The organism is Rhodococcus sp. BE178 (assembly GCF_050433545.1).
GTDB lineage: Bacteria > Actinomycetota > Actinomycetes > Mycobacteriales > Mycobacteriaceae > Prescottella.
This window is the reverse complement of record NZ_JBNPXA010000009.1, coordinates 159,403-175,363: the sequence shown is the minus strand read 5'-3', so window position 1 is coordinate 175,363 and position 15,961 is coordinate 159,403. Positions and strand designations below refer to the sequence as shown.

General features: G+C 68.3%; 19 protein-coding genes, 1 tRNA gene and 2 pseudogenes. 15 read left to right on the top strand and 7 right to left on the bottom strand.

The genetic code is table 11. The annotated features are described in order from the left end of the window. Positions 1-34: 34 nt before the first annotated feature. The 3 genes from J2X34_RS17365 to J2X34_RS17355 form a co-directional block, all read right to left on the bottom strand. A complete protein-coding gene (locus tag J2X34_RS17365) occupies positions 35-865 on the bottom strand; it encodes an enoyl-CoA hydratase-related protein (protein WP_429518610.1) in 831 nt (276 codons plus the stop codon). Positions 866-985: 120 nt separating this feature from the next. Then, a complete protein-coding gene (locus J2X34_RS17360; protein ID WP_114721117.1) occupies positions 986-1,456 on the bottom strand; it encodes a RidA family protein in 471 nt (156 codons plus the stop codon). Between the two features lie 5 nt (positions 1,457-1,461). Beyond that, positions 1,462-1,626 carry a DUF4177 domain-containing protein gene (locus J2X34_RS17355; RefSeq protein WP_005515911.1) on the bottom strand — a complete coding sequence of 55 codons (165 nt, stop codon included), beginning with the start codon at positions 1,624-1,626 and terminating at the stop codon, positions 1,462-1,464. A 54-nt stretch (positions 1,627-1,680) separates the two neighbouring features. Here J2X34_RS17355 and J2X34_RS17350 point away from each other — a divergent pair, with 54 nt between their 5' ends. Together J2X34_RS17350 and J2X34_RS17345 are read left to right on the top strand one after the other, a co-directional pair. Further along, a complete protein-coding gene (locus tag J2X34_RS17350; RefSeq protein ID WP_114721119.1) occupies positions 1,681-2,721 on the top strand; it encodes an ArsA-related P-loop ATPase in 1,041 nt (346 codons plus the stop codon). Further along, positions 2,718-3,857, top strand: coding sequence for an ArsA family ATPase (locus J2X34_RS17345; RefSeq protein WP_114721121.1), 1,140 nt, complete (start codon positions 2,718-2,720; stop codon positions 3,855-3,857). Before J2X34_RS17350 ends, J2X34_RS17345 begins: the two co-directional genes overlap by 4 nt. Positions 3,858-3,983: 126 nt before the next feature. Here J2X34_RS17345 and J2X34_RS17340 read toward each other — a convergent pair whose 3' ends face one another. Further along, positions 3,984-4,307, bottom strand: a complete 324-nt coding sequence (locus J2X34_RS17340; RefSeq protein ID WP_114721123.1) for a WhiB family transcriptional regulator — start codon at positions 4,305-4,307, stop codon at positions 3,984-3,986. Between the two features lie 316 nt (positions 4,308-4,623). Here J2X34_RS17340 and J2X34_RS17335 point away from each other — a divergent pair, with 316 nt between their 5' ends. From J2X34_RS17335 to J2X34_RS17320, 4 genes are all read left to right on the top strand, one after another. Beyond that, positions 4,624-6,930, top strand: coding sequence for a penicillin-binding protein (locus J2X34_RS17335; RefSeq protein ID WP_429518658.1), 2,307 nt, complete (start codon positions 4,624-4,626; stop codon positions 6,928-6,930). A gap of 97 nt (positions 6,931-7,027) precedes the next feature. Beyond that, entirely contained in the window at positions 7,028-7,183 is a 156-nt protein-coding gene (locus tag J2X34_RS17330) for a DUF6131 family protein (RefSeq protein ID WP_181818738.1), read from the top strand. 66 nt (positions 7,184-7,249) lie between these two features. Then, a complete protein-coding gene (locus tag J2X34_RS17325) occupies positions 7,250-7,891 on the top strand; it encodes a DUF2231 domain-containing protein (RefSeq protein ID WP_114721125.1) in 642 nt (213 codons plus the stop codon). After that, on the top strand, positions 7,888-8,451 hold the full coding sequence (locus J2X34_RS17320) for a type 1 glutamine amidotransferase domain-containing protein (protein ID WP_114721127.1): 564 nt from the start codon (positions 7,888-7,890) through the stop codon (positions 8,449-8,451). The genes J2X34_RS17325 and J2X34_RS17320 overlap by 4 nt, the downstream gene beginning before the upstream one ends. Positions 8,452-8,454: 3 nt before the next feature. Here J2X34_RS17320 and J2X34_RS17315 read toward each other — a convergent pair whose 3' ends face one another. After that, entirely contained in the window at positions 8,455-9,240 is a 786-nt protein-coding gene (locus J2X34_RS17315) for a hypothetical protein (RefSeq protein ID WP_114721384.1), read from the bottom strand. Positions 9,241-9,338: 98 nt separating this feature from the next. Next, entirely contained in the window at positions 9,339-9,815 is a 477-nt protein-coding gene (locus J2X34_RS17310) for a GatB/YqeY domain-containing protein (protein WP_114721129.1), read from the bottom strand. A gap of 64 nt (positions 9,816-9,879) precedes the next feature. Between J2X34_RS17310 and J2X34_RS17305 the strand changes: the two genes are divergently transcribed. Both J2X34_RS17305 and J2X34_RS17300 read left to right on the top strand, forming a co-directional pair. Next, a complete protein-coding gene (locus J2X34_RS17305; RefSeq protein ID WP_114721131.1) occupies positions 9,880-10,860 on the top strand; it encodes a metallophosphoesterase in 981 nt (326 codons plus the stop codon). Positions 10,861-10,914: 54 nt separating this feature from the next. After that, a tRNA-Pro gene (locus J2X34_RS17300) sits at positions 10,915-10,988 on the top strand. Positions 10,989-11,036: 48 nt separating this feature from the next. Here the strand turns inward: J2X34_RS17300 and J2X34_RS17295 are convergent. Next, a pseudogene (locus J2X34_RS17295) lies at positions 11,037-11,265 on the bottom strand (tyrosine-type recombinase/integrase); the annotation flags it as partial. 248 nt (positions 11,266-11,513) lie between these two features. On the opposite strand from J2X34_RS17295, the gene J2X34_RS17290 reads away from it, so the two are divergent. From J2X34_RS17290 to J2X34_RS17260, 7 genes and pseudogenes are all read left to right on the top strand, one after another. Then, a complete protein-coding gene (locus J2X34_RS17290) occupies positions 11,514-11,738 on the top strand; it encodes a hypothetical protein (RefSeq protein WP_429518603.1) in 225 nt (74 codons plus the stop codon). A gap of 159 nt (positions 11,739-11,897) precedes the next feature. Beyond that, positions 11,898-12,041 carry a hypothetical protein gene (locus J2X34_RS17285; protein WP_174907836.1) on the top strand — a complete coding sequence of 48 codons (144 nt, stop codon included), beginning with the start codon at positions 11,898-11,900 and terminating at the stop codon, positions 12,039-12,041. Between the two features lie 196 nt (positions 12,042-12,237). Beyond that, positions 12,238-12,543 (top strand): hypothetical protein, encoded by a 306-nt coding sequence (locus J2X34_RS17280; RefSeq protein WP_429518601.1) that lies wholly within the window; start codon positions 12,238-12,240, stop codon positions 12,541-12,543. Beyond that, complete coding sequence (locus J2X34_RS17275) at positions 12,544-14,238, top strand: alpha/beta hydrolase (RefSeq protein ID WP_429518599.1); 1,695 nt, start codon at positions 12,544-12,546, stop codon at positions 14,236-14,238. After that, a complete protein-coding gene (locus tag J2X34_RS17270) occupies positions 14,235-14,798 on the top strand; it encodes an LppA family lipoprotein (RefSeq protein ID WP_429518598.1) in 564 nt (187 codons plus the stop codon). Before J2X34_RS17275 ends, J2X34_RS17270 begins: the two co-directional genes overlap by 4 nt. Positions 14,799-14,863: 65 nt before the next feature. Then, positions 14,864-15,262, top strand: a complete 399-nt coding sequence (locus J2X34_RS17265; RefSeq protein WP_429518596.1) for a YbaB/EbfC family nucleoid-associated protein — start codon at positions 14,864-14,866, stop codon at positions 15,260-15,262. A 28-nt stretch (positions 15,263-15,290) separates the two neighbouring features. Beyond that, positions 15,291-15,824: pseudogene (locus J2X34_RS17260) on the top strand (integrase core domain-containing protein); the annotation flags it as partial. Positions 15,825-15,961: the final 137 nt, after the last annotated feature.

The following is a 15,961-nucleotide window of genomic DNA, read 5'->3' as shown; positions in this document are numbered from 1 at the left end:
GCACGCACCTCCCCACGGTGAGCACCCGGGCGGACTAGCCGAAAAGGTCGGGAAGGCCCTCCGAGATCCGATCCGGGAACACCGGTTCGCGTTTGGCCAGGAAGGCTCCCACGCCCTCGCGCACATCACCCGACGCACCACGCACGTAGATCGCCTGCGAGTCGGCACGGTGGGCCACCTCGGGACTCTCGGCTCCCAGCATTCGCCACATCAACTGCCGGGTGAGGGCGACGGACACCGGCGCGGTCCCGGCAACCAGTTCCCGCGCGACCTCGACCGCGCGAGCGAGTACCCGGTCGGCGGGGACGACCTCGCGCACGAGGCCGCGTTCGAGAGCTTCCGTCGCGGGCACCATCTTTCCGCCGAGGGTCCACTCCAGAGCGGTGGAGACGCCGACGACCCGGGGCAGGAACCAACTGGAGCAAGCCTCGGGGACGAGACCCCGCCTGGTGAAGACGAACCCGAATCGAGCTGTGTCGGAGGCGATCCTGATGTCCGCGGGCAGCATCATCGTGACACCGACGCCGGCCGCGGGGCCGTTGACGGCCGCAATGATCGGTTTCGTCGAGGCATAGAGGCGCAACGCCACCAGGCCGCCCTGGTCGGCGGGTGCACCGCCGGTCTGCGGATCGGTACCGAGCACGAAGGTCTCCCCGCCGGCAGCGAGGTCGGCTCCGGCGCAGAAAGCCCGGCCGGACCCGGTCAGCACCACCGCACGAATGTCGTCGTCCGCGTCGCACTCGTCCAGCGCCGCGACGATGCGCTCGCACATGTCGTAGGTGAAGGCGTTCAACCGATCCGGACGGTTGAGCCGCACGATCGCGATCTCACCGGACCGCTCCAACAGCACGACGTCGTCGTTCACGAATCCTCTTTCCCGCGACGATGTCGGATCAGCGTCGCCCGAGCCACGATAAGCCCGAAACGGCCTGAGCCGCATCCCCGTTCGGGAATGCGGCTCAGGTCGGACAAATTCGCGGACTGCTCAGCGCACCTCGGCGATGAGCTCGACCTCGACGGGCGCACCCAGCGGCAGTTCGGCCACGCCGACCGCGGAGCGGGCATGGATGCCGGCGTCGCCGAAGACCTCACCGAGGAACTCCGACGCCCCGTTGATCACGCCCGGCTGACCGGTGAATCCCTCGGCCGAGGCCACGAAGCCGACGACCTTGACGATCCGCGCGATCGAGTCGAGACCGACCAGCGCGTCGATCGCGGCGAGCGCGTTGAGGGCGCACGTGCGGGCGGCGGCCTTCGCGTCCGCGTCGGACACGTCCGCGCCGAGCTTGCCGGTGAGCGGCAGCTTGCCGTCCACGAACGGCAACTGCCCCGAGGTGTAGACGTGGTCACCGGTGCGGACGGCCGGCACGTACGCCGCGACGGGGGCGGCGACCGGCGGCAGCTCGATGCCCAGCTCGGCCAGGCGCGCGGTCCAGGACTGTGCGGTGTCTGCCACGAGCCTCAGCCCTTCGGACGCTTGAGGTACGCGACGTGCTGTTCACCCGTCGGACCGGGGAGAACCGTCACCAGCTCCCAGCCGTCCCCACCCCACTGGTCGAGGATCGCCTTGGTCGCGTGTGTGAGCAGCGGCACGGTCGCGTACTCCCAGGTAGTCAATTCACTCATGCCGGTGAGCCTATCCCCCGCACGTGTGGGCTCCTCGATATATAGGCTCGTGCCGTGGCAGCACCGACAGACACAGCCGCGCAGGAGCGGTCGCACCCCGCCGAGCCGGGATGGCCTCCCAACGCCGAGACGGCGCGACTGCACTTCGTCTCCGGCAAGGGCGGCACCGGCAAGTCCACCGTGGCGGCAGCGTTGGCGCTCTCGCTCGCGGCCGGCGGTCGGCGCGTGCTGCTGATCGAGGTCGAGGGCCGGCAGGGCATCGCGCAGTTGTTCGACGTGCCGCCGCTGCCGCCGCAGGAGACCAAGATCGCGACCGCGGACGGCGGCGGCGAGGTGGTGGCGCTCGCGATCGACCTGGAGACGGCGTTCCTCGAGTACCTCGACATGTTCTACAACCTCGGGTTCGCGGGGCGCGCGATGAAGAAGATCGGGGCGGTCGAGTTCGCGACCACCCTGGCTCCGGGCCTGCGCGACGTCCTGCTCACCGGCAAGATCAAGGAGTGCGTGGTCCGCACCGACAAGGCCGGCCGGCGCATGTACGACGCGGTCGTGGTCGACGCCCCACCCACCGGACGGATCGGGAAGTTCCTCGACGTCACGCGCGCGATGTCGGACCTGGCGAAGGGTGGTCCCATCCACTCGCAGAGCCAGGGTGTGGTGCGACTGCTGCACTCGGAGGAGACCGTCGTGCACCTGGTGACCCTGCTCGAGGCGCTGCCGGTGCAGGAGACGGCCGACGCCGTGGCCGAACTCGAGGCCGCGGACCTGCATCTGGGGACCGTGATCGTCAATCGCACAAACACCCCGTTCCTTCCGGAGGACGCTCTCGCCGACGCCGCGAAGGGCCGGATCGACGCGGACGCGATCCACACCGGCTTGGCGAAGGCGGGCATCACGCTGTCCGACGACGACTTCGCCGGTCTGCTGACCGAGACCATCGAGCACGCGGCCACCCTGGCCGCGCAGGACGAGAGCGCGGCCCAACTCGACGAGGTGAAGGTGACCCGGATGTATCTGCCCGCGCTGGTGGACGGCGTCGACCTCGGCGGGCTGTACGAGCTCTCCGAGAGCCTCACCGAGCAGGGTGTGCGATGAACCCGCCGCGGACCGCCCCGGCCCTCGACCTGGCCGGCGTCCTGACCGACCCGAAGACCCGGATCGTGGTGTGTTGCGGCGCCGGCGGCGTCGGCAAGACCACCACCGCCGCGTCGATGGCGCTGCGCGCCGCCGAACAGGGCCGGCGCGTGGCCGTCCTGACGATCGACCCTGCGCGACGCCTCGCCCAGGCCCTCGGCGTGCAGGACCTCGACAACGAGCCTCAGCTGGTGGAGCTCGCGCCCGGCTCGACGGGCGAGTTGCACGCGATGATGCTGAACATGCGCCGCACGTTCGACGAGATGGTGCTCGAGCATTCCGCACCGGACAAGGCGCAGCAGATCCTGGCCAACCCCTTCTATCAGACCGTCGCGACCTCGTTCTCGGGAACGCAGGAGTACATGGCGATGGAGAAGCTCGGCCAGCTGGCGGCCGACGACCGGTGGGATCTGGTGATCGTGGACACCCCGCCGTCCCGCAACGCGCTGGACTTCCTGGACGCACCACAGCGGTTGGGCGCGTTCCTCGACGGCCGCATGATCCGGCTGCTCACGGCGCCGGGCCGCGGCATCGGTCGCCTCGTCACCGGCGCGATGGGCCTCGCACTCAAGGGCGTGTCCACCGTCGTGGGCAGTCAGATGCTGTCCGACGCGTCCGCGTTCGTGCAGTCCCTCGATTCGATGTTCGGTGGGTTCCGGGAGCGGGCGAGCCGCACGTACCAGTTGCTCCGACAGGAGGGCACACAGTTCGTGGTGATCGCGGCCGCGGAGCCCGACGCGCTGCGCGAGGCCGCCTTCTTCGTCGACCGCCTCTCCGGCGACGACATGCCGCTGGCCGGTCTGGTGCTGAACCGGACGCATCCCACGTTGTGTTCGCTGCCCGCCGATCACGCCCTCACCGGTGCCGATCTCCTGGACGAGAGCGAACCCGTGGAGCCGGCGGACGAGCTGACCTCGGCTGTCCTGCGGGTCCACGCGCATCGCGCGGTCACGGCGAAGCGGGAGATCCGGCTGCTCGGGCGATTCACCGCAGCGCATCCACGGGTGCCGATCATCGGCGTGCCGTCCCTGCCGTTCGAGGTGTCCGATCTCGAGGCATTGCGCGCCGTCGGCGACCAGCTCGCACGACAGGGCTGAGAGGCACCGATTCATCAGGCCTTCAAAGCCGCGAGCAGCGGCGCCTGCACGCCGCTGCTCGCGAACAAGTTGCGCTACAGATCGGACCTACTCCCCGACGAGGACCGAACTTCTGTGGTCTGAGCTTCAGACCGCCGACTGGTGCTGGCGCTGCGCCTCGAAGAACTCGGCCCAGGACTCCACCTCCGGATGCTGCTTGAGCAACGCGCGCCGCTGACGCTCGGTCATGCCACCCCACACACCGAACTCGACGCGATTGTCGAGGGCGTCGGCACCACACTGCATGAGAACCGGGCAGTGCCGGCAGATGGTGGCCGCCTTCCGCTGAGCCGCGCCACGTACGAAGAGCTGATCGGGATCTACTTCACGGCATCGGGCCTGTGCGACCCACTGAATACGGGCTTCCGCTTCCTCATAGTCGAGCCGTGTGGCTGTGGTGGTCATGTGCATTCGGTTCCCCTTCAGTCCGAACGCCGTTCCCCACGGCGTTCAGGATGTTCGCGCAATCGCTCTCGGTAGCACGTGAGGACTGCACCACATTCCTAATCCAGTGTTAGCTGTATCACACTGACTTCAGCTAATTTAGGTAAAGAACGCGCGGTGCGCAAGATCAGCTACCAAATTTCTGGTACGCCCGTGCATGCTTCGCGGCAATTGCCCGAGTCGATCCGCACCTTCACCCCCGATCTCTCACGCCCGAGCGACTGTCCACCGGGGCAATCGGTTCGTTCGACGTACTCTGTAGGGCGTGTCGAGAGCCAAAACGATCGCCAAGCTCGCGGGGTGTTCCGCACTCGCAGGTGTCCTGCTCGCCGGGTTGATGTTTCCGCTGGCAGGAGGCTTCGGATTCGCGTCCAACCGCGCCGCGGACGCCGTCAACAACGTCTCGGCGGAATTGGTGGAGGGCACCGTCCCCGCCGTCTCGACGATGACCGACGTCGCCGGCAACCCGATCGCGTGGTTGTACGAGCAACGCCGATTCGAGGTCCCCAGCGATCAGATCTCCAACGAGATGAAACTCGCGCTCGTCTCGATCGAGGACAAGCGCTTCGCCGACCACCACGGTGTCGACTGGCAGGGCACGCTGCGCGCGTTCATGACGAACACCACCAGCGGCGAGGTCCAGCAGGGCGCCTCGACGATCGACCAGCAGTACGTGAAGAACTACCAACTTCTGGTGGTCGCCCGGAACGACGCCGAGCGCCGCGCCGCGATCGAGACGACGCCGGCCCGCAAGATCCGGGAGATCCGGATGGCGCTCACGTTGGACAAGAAGCTCACGAAGGACGAGATCCTCACCCGGTACCTCAACCTGGTGCCGTTCGGCAACGGCTCGTTCGGCGTGCAGGACGCTGCGCAGACCTACTTCGGCGTCGACGCCAAGGATCTGAACCTGACGCAGGCCGCGATGCTCGCGGGCATGGTGCAGTCCAGTTCGGCCCTCAATCCGTACACCAACGAGGAGGGCGTCCTCGAGCGCCGGAACACGGTCCTCGACACGATGATCGCCAACATTCCGGACCGGGCCACCGAGATCCGGGCGGCCAAGGACACACCGCTCGGGGTGCTGCCCGAGCCCAAGGCGCTGCCGCGCGGCTGCATCGCGGCCGGCGACCGCGGCTTCTTCTGCGACTACGCGCTGCAGTACCTCGCCGCCTCCGGCATCAGCCGGGAACAGATCAACAAGGGCGGCTACACGATCAAGACGACGCTCGACCCCGCTGTCCAGAACTCGGTCAGGTCCGCCCTGGCGGCGAACGCCGACCCCAAGCTCGACGGCATCGCGAACGTCATGAACGTCGTCCAGCCCGGGCAGGACCAGCATCGTGTCCTGGCGATGGGTTCGAGCCGCGACTACGGCCTCGACACCTCGGCGGAGCAGACCGTGCAGCCGCAGCCCTACACGCTCGTCGGACACGGCGCGGGCTCGATCTTCAAGATCTTCACGACGGCCGCCGCGATGGAACAGGGCCTGGGCACCAACGCGGTGCTCGACGTCCCCCGACGGTTCGAGGCCCGCGGCATGGGCAACGGCGGCGCGAAGGGCTGCCCGGCCGCCACCTACTGTGTCGAGAACGCGTCGCCCAACTACGCCGCGAAGCTGTCGGTCACCGACGCGCTCGCCCAGTCGCCGAACACCGCGTTCGTCAAGCTGATCGAATCCACCGGCGTCACGCCGACCGTGGACATGGCCGTCCGGCTGGGTCTGCGCTCGTACACCGCCCCGAGCTCGTCCGGCTTCGGCGACGAGAGCATGGCCGAGATGCAGAAGTCGCAGAACCTCGGCTCGTTCACCCTCGGCCCCACCTGGGTCAACCCGCTCGAGCTCGCGAACGTTGCCGCGACCCTCGCCTCGCACGGCAAATGGTGCCCGCCGACGCCGATCGACTCGATCACCGACCGTGAGGGCAAGCCGGTCTCCATCACGCAGGACGCGTGCGAGCAGGTGGTCGCGCCGGGCCTGGCCGACACCCTGTCGGTCGCGCTGAGCAAGGACGACCAGCCGGGCGGCACGTCGTTCGCGGCGGCGAACGCGGCGGGCTGGAAGCTGCCGATGTCGGGCAAGACTGGCACCACCGAGTCCCACATGTCGTCGGGCTTCCTCGGCTTCACCAACAACCTCGCGGGCAGCGTGCTGGTCTACGGCGACTCCACGACGCCGGGCGAGATCTGCTCCGCGCCGCTGCGCCCGTGTGGTGACGGCAACCTGTACGGCGGCACCGAACCGGCCCGAACGTGGTTCCAGGCGATGACACCCGTCGTCGGGAACTTCGGTCCCACGGCGCTGCCTCCGGTCGACGACAAGTACGTCAGGGGATCCCAGAACGCCCAGGTGCCCGACGTCGTCGGGATGACCCAGGACGCTGCGACGGCGGCCCTGAAGGCGGCCGGTTTCACGGTGAACGCGGTCGGCACCAAGTCGGACGCGCCCCAGGGCAGCATCACCGGCAGCGCGCCGTCGGGGCTGGCGGTTCCCGGTTCCGCGGTGACGATCTACGTCAGCGACGGCTCGGTGAAGGCGGCACCGCCCGGCTCCGCGGCACCGCGGCCGAACACGACGCCCGGCGGCTGATCAGCCCGCACGGAGGCGGTTTACGCTCCCCGCGCCCGGGGTAAGCGTGGTGCGCGGGGAGCCGTCCGGGTCCCCTCGACCGGATCGAGGTCCCGTCATGATTGTTCTCGGCTTGATTCTGCTGGTGGTCGGGTTCCTGACGAACATCTCGATCCTGTGGACCATCGGGATCGTGTTGATCGTGGTCGGTGCGATCCTGGCACTGCTCGGTGCGACGGGGCGCGCTGTCGGCGGTCGGCGCTACTGGTACTGAGCGTGATATTGAGCGGCCACTCCCCCGCGGCGTTTGCCGGTCGCGATTCCCGGGTAGCCGGACGGGATGAACCTTCGTCATCTGTACAACCGGGCCGAGTCCGCGTCGTTCCTGGACGGCCTGAGCGCCGGGCTGCAGCACCGACTGCAGAACGGGCTGGGCCGCACGCCGGTCGGCGACCGACTGCGGGGCGACTGGCTCGGACACCCGGTGCATCCCGTCCTGGTCGCGATTCCGATCGGAGCCTGGACCAGTTCGCTGATCTTCGACGCGGTGCTGCGTGACCACCGCAGCGCCCGCCGTCTGATCGGCGTCGGGCTGGTCGCGCTGCCACCGACCCTCGCGACCGGCTGGGCGGACTGGAGCGAGCGCGACGTCCGTCAGCGTCGGGTCGGCCTGCTGCACGCCGGCGCCAACGCGGTGGGGATCACGCTGATGCTGGCGTCGTTCCGTCGCCGTCGGCGAGATCCCGCCGCATCTGACACCCTGGCGGTGGGGCTGTCCGTGGCCGCGCTCGGTGCGGTCGGGGCGGGCGGCGCGCTGGGCGGGCACCTGGTCTTCGGGCAGGGTGCGGGCCTGGCGATGACGCCCGCCAACGACGGTCCGGCGTTCGACCCGGTGCTCGCCGAGGTCGATGCCCGGACCGAGCCGGAACACTCGAACGGCCACCTGGCACACATCGGACTGCACAGGAGGGAGCACCCGTGACCGGCAAGGGAACACTCACCGGACGCACCGTCGCGATCCTCGCGACCAACGGCGTCGAGGAGGTCGAACTCGTCGAACCGCGCAGGGCCGTCGAAGAGGCCGGGGCCACCACACGACTGGTCTCACTGTCGGGCGGCCGGATCCAGGCCATGCGCAGCGACGTGCACGAGGCCGGACAGTACGACGTCGACGTCACGGTCGGTGACACGTCGGCGGCCGACTACGACGCTCTGATCCTGCCCGGAGGGACCACCAATCCCGATCACCTGCGGATGGACGCGAATGCCGTTTCCTTTGTTCGGGGTTTCGTTCAGGCCGGCAAACCCGTCGGCGCGATCTGCCACGGTCCGTGGACGCTCGTGGAGGCGGACGTGGTGCGCGGCCGCACCCTCACGTCGTACCCGAGCATGCGGACGGACATCCGCAACGCCGGTGGCAACGTCGTCGACCGCGAGGTGGTGATCGACGGCGCGCTGGTGTCCAGCCGCAATCCCCGCGATCTGCCGGCGTTCTGCGACGCGATCGTCGACGTCTTCTCGTCGACCTCGACGCGCGTGTGAGTCCTACCCGCGGCCGACGGTCACCGCGACCCCGCCCGGCACGGCGACGGCGTCGTTGACGATGCCGCCGAGGCACGTGAGGTTCGGCCTGCGCGGCGCGACCAGGACCGGTTCACCCGTGTAGTCGATCGGCGTCGAGAACGACACGGGCGTGCCGAGACGCACACGGGCATGTGGAACTTCTGCGCACGATCCCGACGGACCGTAGTACCCGACAGACTGGTGACCGAACGGCATCATGCGGCGCAGCTCGTTGGTGATCTGGACCCCGCTGATCGACCGCTGCATCGTGCCGTCTCCGACATAGGCATGCCAGTAGTTGGATCCCATCTGTTCGACCCGCAACGTGTACGTCCTGCCGAGTGCGAAGTCGAAGAACTCGCCGCGACATGTCATCCCGCCGGGTCCGGGGACGATGGGGCCGCATCCGGCGTGCTGGACGTCGGGGCCGTAGTAGCTGAAGACCGTGCGGGCAACGAGCGGCGCGTCGATCGCGGGGCGCTGGACCTCGAGCCCGATGTAGCCGCCCTGCCAGTTCTGGAATCCGAAATGCTGCCCGACGGACAGCGTCTGCCCGGGTCCGGTCACACCGATCTCGTCGATCGTCACCGGGAATGCGAACTCGGAGACGCCCTTCGTGCCGCCGTTGGCGGCAAGCCAGTCGATCTGGACGAGTTCGCCGGGCACCACCGCAGCGGTGGCGGTGGCGGGCGACGCCATCACCACCGCTGCCGCGACACCGAATAGTGCGACGAGGGAACGTACTGTCCTCGAACCGATTCCACCCATCTCGACCTCCACCCCGTGGGAGGACCCCCACGGCCCCCGATCATCATGGTCATCATGCGCGGAGGTCCGGGCGTTACGGACGAAATCGGCTCACAGCACTACAGACGGTCCTTGACCGCCTTGGAGACGCGCGATCCGTCGGCCTTGCCGCCGGCGAGTGCGGTCGCGGCCTTCATGACCTGACCCATCTGTCGCGGGCCGGGGCGCTCGCCCAGCTCCTCCGCGACCTGTGCGATCGCGGTGTCGGCGACATCGGCCAGTTCGGCGTCGGTGAGCGGGGTGGGCAGGTAGCCGTCGATGATCTGGGCCTCGGCGCGCTCGGTGGCGGCCAACTCGCCGCGTCCGGCCTCGGTGTAGACCTCGGCGGCCTCACCACGCTTCTTCGACTCCTTGGCGAGAACCTTGAGCACCTCGTCGTCGGTGAGCTCGCGGGCCTCCTTGCCGGACACCTCCTCCGTCTGCACCGCGGCCAGGATCATCCGCAGCGTCGACAGGCGCAGCGGATCCTTCGCCTTCATCGCGGCGGTGAGGTCGGCACGGAGCGTGGACTTGAGCGTGGGAGTGGTATCGGCCATGCGCCGAACGGTACGCGCCCAGCGCGGTGTCCTGCACCTTCATTGCGTGCACCCGTATTCTGAAATGGTGTCTGATCTGTCTCGCAATACCCCGACCCGCCGCACCCTGAACCGCGCTGCCCTGGCCACTGCGGGCGCCGCCGCGCTGGGCCTCGGCTACGCCTCGCTGATCGAGCGCAACGCGTTCGCCCTGCGGGAGGCGACGATGCCGGTACTGGCACCGGGCTCGGCGACGCTGCGGGTGCTGCACATCAGCGATCTGCACATGATGCCGAACCAGAAGCTCAAGCAGAACTGGCTGCGGGAGCTCGATCGACTCGAACCGGATCTGGTGGTCAACACCGGCGACAACCTGTCGCACCAGAAGTCGGTCCCGGCCGTGGTGCAGTCCCTCGGCGGCCTGCTGGCCCGTCCGGGCCTGTTCGTGTTCGGCAGCAACGACTACTTCGCACCCAAGCCGAAGAACCCGCTCAAGTACTTCAAGAAGGAGCACCGCCGGGTGCTCGGCGATCCGCTGCCGTGGGCCGATCTGCGGGCCGCGTTCACCGAGCGCGGCTGGCTCGACGCCACCCACGTGCATCGCGAGATCGAGGTCGGGGGCGTGCGCATCGCCGCGGCCGGTGTGGACGACCCGCACCTCGAGCGCGACCGGTACGACACCATCGCCGGCCTGCCGAACCCGCTCGCCCACCTGAAGCTGGGCATCACCCACTCCCCCGAGCCGCGCGTGCTGGACCGCTTCGCCGACGACGGCTACGACCTGGTCCTCGCCGGGCACACCCACGGCGGCCAGCTGTGCCTGCCGTTCTACGGCGCGCTGGTCACCAACTGCCAGCTGGACCGGTCCCGGGTGAAGGGCCCATCGCGGTGGGGTGCGCACACCCGGTTGCACGTGTCGGCGGGCATCGGCACGTCGCCGTACGCGCCGGCCCGGTTCTGCTGCCGCCCCGAGGCGACGCTGCTCACGTTGGTCCCCGCACCGCGTGACACCGTGACGGAAGCTCGCGGATCGGCCGCCGTGGAAAGCGCCGTTTTGGGGCGCTGACCAGCCGATTTAACCCCTGAGGAATCGGTCATGTAAGCTAACCGAGGTTCAACACGGGGTGTGGCGCAGCTTGGTAGCGCGCTTCGTTCGGGACGAAGAGGTCGTGGGTTCAAATCCCGCCACCCCGACAGTGTTAGAGCAGGTAGAGGCCCTATCCGGGAGATCGGATAGGGCCTCTACTCGTTTCCGGTCCGCAGTGGGTCCGCAGTAGTTTCACTGGGCTGCACGCACCGCGACATCGAGGGCCTCGGCCACGGCCTCGAGGTCATCCTCGAATAGGTCCGGGTACACGTCGAGGGTCATGCTCGCCTTCGCGTGTCCGAGCATCTTCTGGACCGCCTTGGGGTTGGCGCCGGCACTGATCGCCGGCGACGCGGCCGTGTGCCGCAGATCGTGCGGGGTCACATGGGCCGACCACGTCACCCGACGAGTTGCATCGGTCGTCGCTTTGACGTGCCCGTTCGCAGCAAGCCACCGGGCGCCAAGCTCCCCGACAGTCCCCTTGCCAGCAGAGGGCGCGACATGGGATCCCTGCACCAACGACGCCGTGGCCGTATCGAGCCACGACTGCGCGTCGACCTTCTTGCCGAATGCCTTGGAGTGTTCACGGCCAGTGTCATCGACATACCGGGCCCGCCAGCACGCCGCCGCAGATGCAGACGTTGGACTGGGCGCAGGCCTACTCGACCAAAGCGAACGACTACCTCCGCGAAACCAGAACGGAGATCCTCAACGAGCTCGGCGCCGACGCGTTCGGGTTCGCCGGGGGTGTCCAGGTGGGCACCATCATCACTCAGGACGTGCCGGCGGCCATGACTCGGCTACATCGCCTCGCCGACATGCATGCCCGCGGCTACAGCCGGACAATAGGCCGCTAACCGTTCCAGCCAACAAGAACTCCCGTCCCGCCAGATAGCCTGGCGGGGCGAGCCTTGTCGCGTTCAGCCAGGGCCGATAATCGACGAGGCATGTCAGAAGGCCTGCGAATGCGGTGGAGTCGCAAGAGAACTCACCGGGAGCCTCTCCGGACCACCAAGATGACCGTGGAGCTGCCCGACACCGACGTCGAACTACTCGTCGAAATGGCCGAGCACCAGGCGTCGACCATGACTGCCGCCCTCGCCCGCTCCATCCGCATGACCTCGTTCGTCGAGAAGCACGCAAGCGCGGAGCGACCGTGATCCTGCAATAACAAGACGGCGCCCAGAGCCAGATCGTATTCACCTGACCACGACCGAACAGGCATCGCAACCTGCAGTAATTGTGATGGAACCGTTCACGGCTGGGCTGCGTCAAACCAAACAGGGCTCCGCTGTGAGCGCCGTATGAGCGGCCATGCGCGGTACCGCGCATGGCACAGAAGGAACTGGGGGTGCTTTGGGAGATCAGCTGGGTGTCGATACAGAGGCGTTGCGTTCGCTCGCTGCATCGTTGACGGTCGAAGCCGATCGGATCTCGGGTATCGACCCGTCCGGTCCGATCGACGCCGCCACCGCCGCAATGCCAGGGTCGTCGGTCGGTGCGGCCGCGGCCCGCGCCGGGGCCCCGCTGCTCCGGTCCCACCGCGACACAGCCGAGCGGCTCCGCGACATGTCCGCGAACTCGGAGGCGAACGCTCGCGTCTACGACGAGACCGACGCCACCTTCCGGCGGGACCTTGCGGCCACTGGTGGGGAGAATTAGATGGTCGGGCTCTCACAACTCCGCGCCTGGCAGCCGGACCTGCTCGCCGCTGCCGGCACCGCGGTCGCCGCCGCGAACCGTGCCTTCGGCGACGCGATGCAGTCGGCCGGATCGCATGTCGACACCGCCATATCGAGTTGGCACGGCACCGCCGCCGAGGCCGCCTCGTCGCGGTCCGCCTCGGAACAAGAAGCCGGACGCCGCATCACGACAGCAGTCACCGCCCAGGCCGACGCGTTGACGAACGCCGCGGCCTCGATCGGTCCTGCCCGGCTCACCGCCCTCTCGATCGCCGACGAGGCGATCGCCTCCGGATTCGCGGTCGCCGACGACGGACGGGTCAGCGCCCCACCGTTCGTCAGCGGCAACCCGGTCGCCGACATGCTGATTCAGGCACAACTGGGCGAACAAGCGACCGTGCTCGAGGCCCGGCTGATCCCCGCCCTCGCGACAGTCGGCGAACTCGACGCCCGCGCCGGTGCCGCCCTGGACGCCGCGACCGCCCAGCTCGGCGACGCCGGCGAGGCCCGAGCGGGCAACCTCGGAACCGGCGCGCTCCCCGAGCCGGCACCCGGCGCCACCGCCGCCGACAACAAGAAGTACTGGGACTCGCTCACCGAGGAACAGCGACGTCAGATCATCGACGAGCACCCGGACTGGGTCGGCAACCGCGACGGCATCCCCTCCGCCGTACGACACGAGGCGAACGTCAACCGGTTCGACGACGAACGCGCCCGTCTCGAAGCCGATCGCGACCGCCTGCAGGCGAATCTCGACGACAACCTCTTCGGCGGCACGTTCACCAACGACGACGCGGCGCTCTGGTACACCGAGCAGAAACTGCGTGACCTCGACGAAATCGAGGGCATCGTGGCCGACAACCCAGACGGCCGTCTGATGCTGCTCGATCTGCAGTCCGGCGAACGCGGCATGGCCGCGTTCGCCGTCGGGGACCCCGATACCGCCGACCACGTCTCCGTCACCACCCCCGGGCTGAACACCAACATCGACGACTCCTTCAACGGCATGGTCAATGAAGCGACATACCTGCAGTCCGAGGCGGAGGAACAGCTCGATCGCGCCGGCCGTGCTGACGAGACAGTGGCGAGCATCGCGTGGTTGGGATACGAACCACCGCAGCTCGACGGGCCGTCGAACGTGGTCGCGGACCACGCACGCGGCGGACTGGACGTCGCCCAGACGGACCGCGCGAACGCGGGCGCCGCGAAGCTCGCCGGGTTCTACGACGGCCTCGACGTCGCGTCCACGCAGCCGGACCCGCACATCACCGCGCTCGGGCACTCCTACGGGTCCCTGACCACCGGTCTGGCACTCCAGGACCCCGGTCCCGGCCAACCCATCGACGACGCCGTGTTCTATGGATCGCCCGGCATCAACGCCGACGACGAATCCGACCTGGGCCTCGCCGAAGGACACGGCTACGTGATGGAGGCCGACGAGGACCGCGTCGTCACCGAAATCGGCAAGACGCACCGGTTCGGACCCGACCCCAGCACCTCCGACTTCGAACAGCTCTCCACCAACGCAGGCACCAGCCCCGACGGCGTCACACGAGACGGCGTCCACAAGCACAGTCAATACTCACAGCAAGGCGACAACGGGGAGCTTCGAATGTCGGGATACAACATGGCCGTGATCGTGGCCGGACTACCCGAACAGGCGGTGCGCTTGTGAACCGACACACCCTGCCGCTGCTGGCGGCGATCGCAACAACCGTGACAATCCTGACCACCGGATGCGGAGACCTCGACACCATGGGCAACCCTTACAACCACACCGACGAGGAAATCGCCGCCGCCGCAGCCCTCCTGCCCACCCGACCCTCACTCGAGGACACCGAAAAGCAGATCACCGACGCGGTGGTGCAGATCGCCAACGCCGCAACAACCATCGCACCAGAACTGCAGTGGGAATGGCGTCGCCAGCGGACCCAGTCCAGCTGCGGCGGCGCCTTCGGCAAAACCGACGGACTCGAGATCGACTTACCGAACTACGTCTCCGCCACCCCGATTCCCGACGCCGACTGGCCCCGCGTGCTCCAGGCGGCCCGTGACGTCGCCGCGCCCCTCGGGATCACCCAGCTGAACGTCCGCGTCGACAAGCCGGGCGATCACGACGTGGTACTCACCAGCGACGACGGCAGCCAAATCCACCTCGGCACACAGGTCGCCGCACTCGTCAGCGCCCGGACCGGGTGCCGACTCCCTGCCCAGCGGACCGAACAGACGCCGTAACGCGTCGCCCTCCCCCGATTGGCGCCCACCCAGCACACCCGACCGATTACTCCGGGAGCGACACTATGACCAGCAGCGCACCGCTCGACGACCTCGCCGCGAAAGCACGCCGAGTCCACGAGTCAGTGACACTCGTGCGCGGCCGGGCCCAATCCGCGGGCGGGCACGTCACCGCCGAAGTTGATGCTGCCGGCCGCATCACCGCACTGACCATCACCGACACCGCCCTCGCCGGCGGCGCCGCCGCGCTCGCGGCGATCGTCACCGCCACCCACCGTGCAGCATGCGCCGAAGCGGAAGAAGCGGCCCAAGCCCTTCGTGACGAGCTGGCCGCCGACCCCCGAGTCGCACAGATCGTCGCCGGAACACGCACGACCGCCCCCGCCGCGCCTCGCCACCACCCTGGACCTGAAGACGATGAGGACGCGTACTACGCCACCAGGTCGATCCTCCGGAGCATCTGACAACAGCGACCTGGCCGCAGACGAATTGTTGGTGCACATGGATGTCAAAAAGCTCGGCCGGATTCCCGACGGTGGCGGATGGCGTGCCCATGGCCGAGAGCACCGGATCCGGGACGACTCGACGAAGGTGGGGTTCGACTACGTCCACGCCCTCATCGACGATCACTCCCGGCTCGCCTACTCGGAGATCCTCCCGGACGAAAAGGGTTCCACCTGTGCGGGTTTCCTGGTCCGTGCGATCGACTACTTCGCCCGCCACGGCATCACCGGCATCGAGCGGCTGATGCCCGACAACGCCTGGGCCTACCGGTGGTCGCTACGGGAGGTCTGCGCTGAGCACGGCATCCGACAGAAGTTCATCACACCGCACTGCCCGTGGCAGAACGGGAAGGTCGAACGCCTCAATCGGACCCTGCAATCCGAGTGGGCCTACCGGCAGGTCTTCACCAGCAACACCGAACGCGCCGACGCGCTTGCACCCTGGCTCGAGTACTACAACACTCGACGACGCCACAGCGCACTCGGAGGACTACCGCCGATCAGCCGACTGCAACCCACCTGATGGCCGGGTACACCCAGCCGCCCGCATCCTCGTGAGTCGCTTTCGATCGCAGGTAAGCGAGTGGGTCCGCAGTGGGTCCGCAGCACTGCCATTACTCGGCACATCTCACTCACGAAGCTGACCATCCAGTTCGCTGG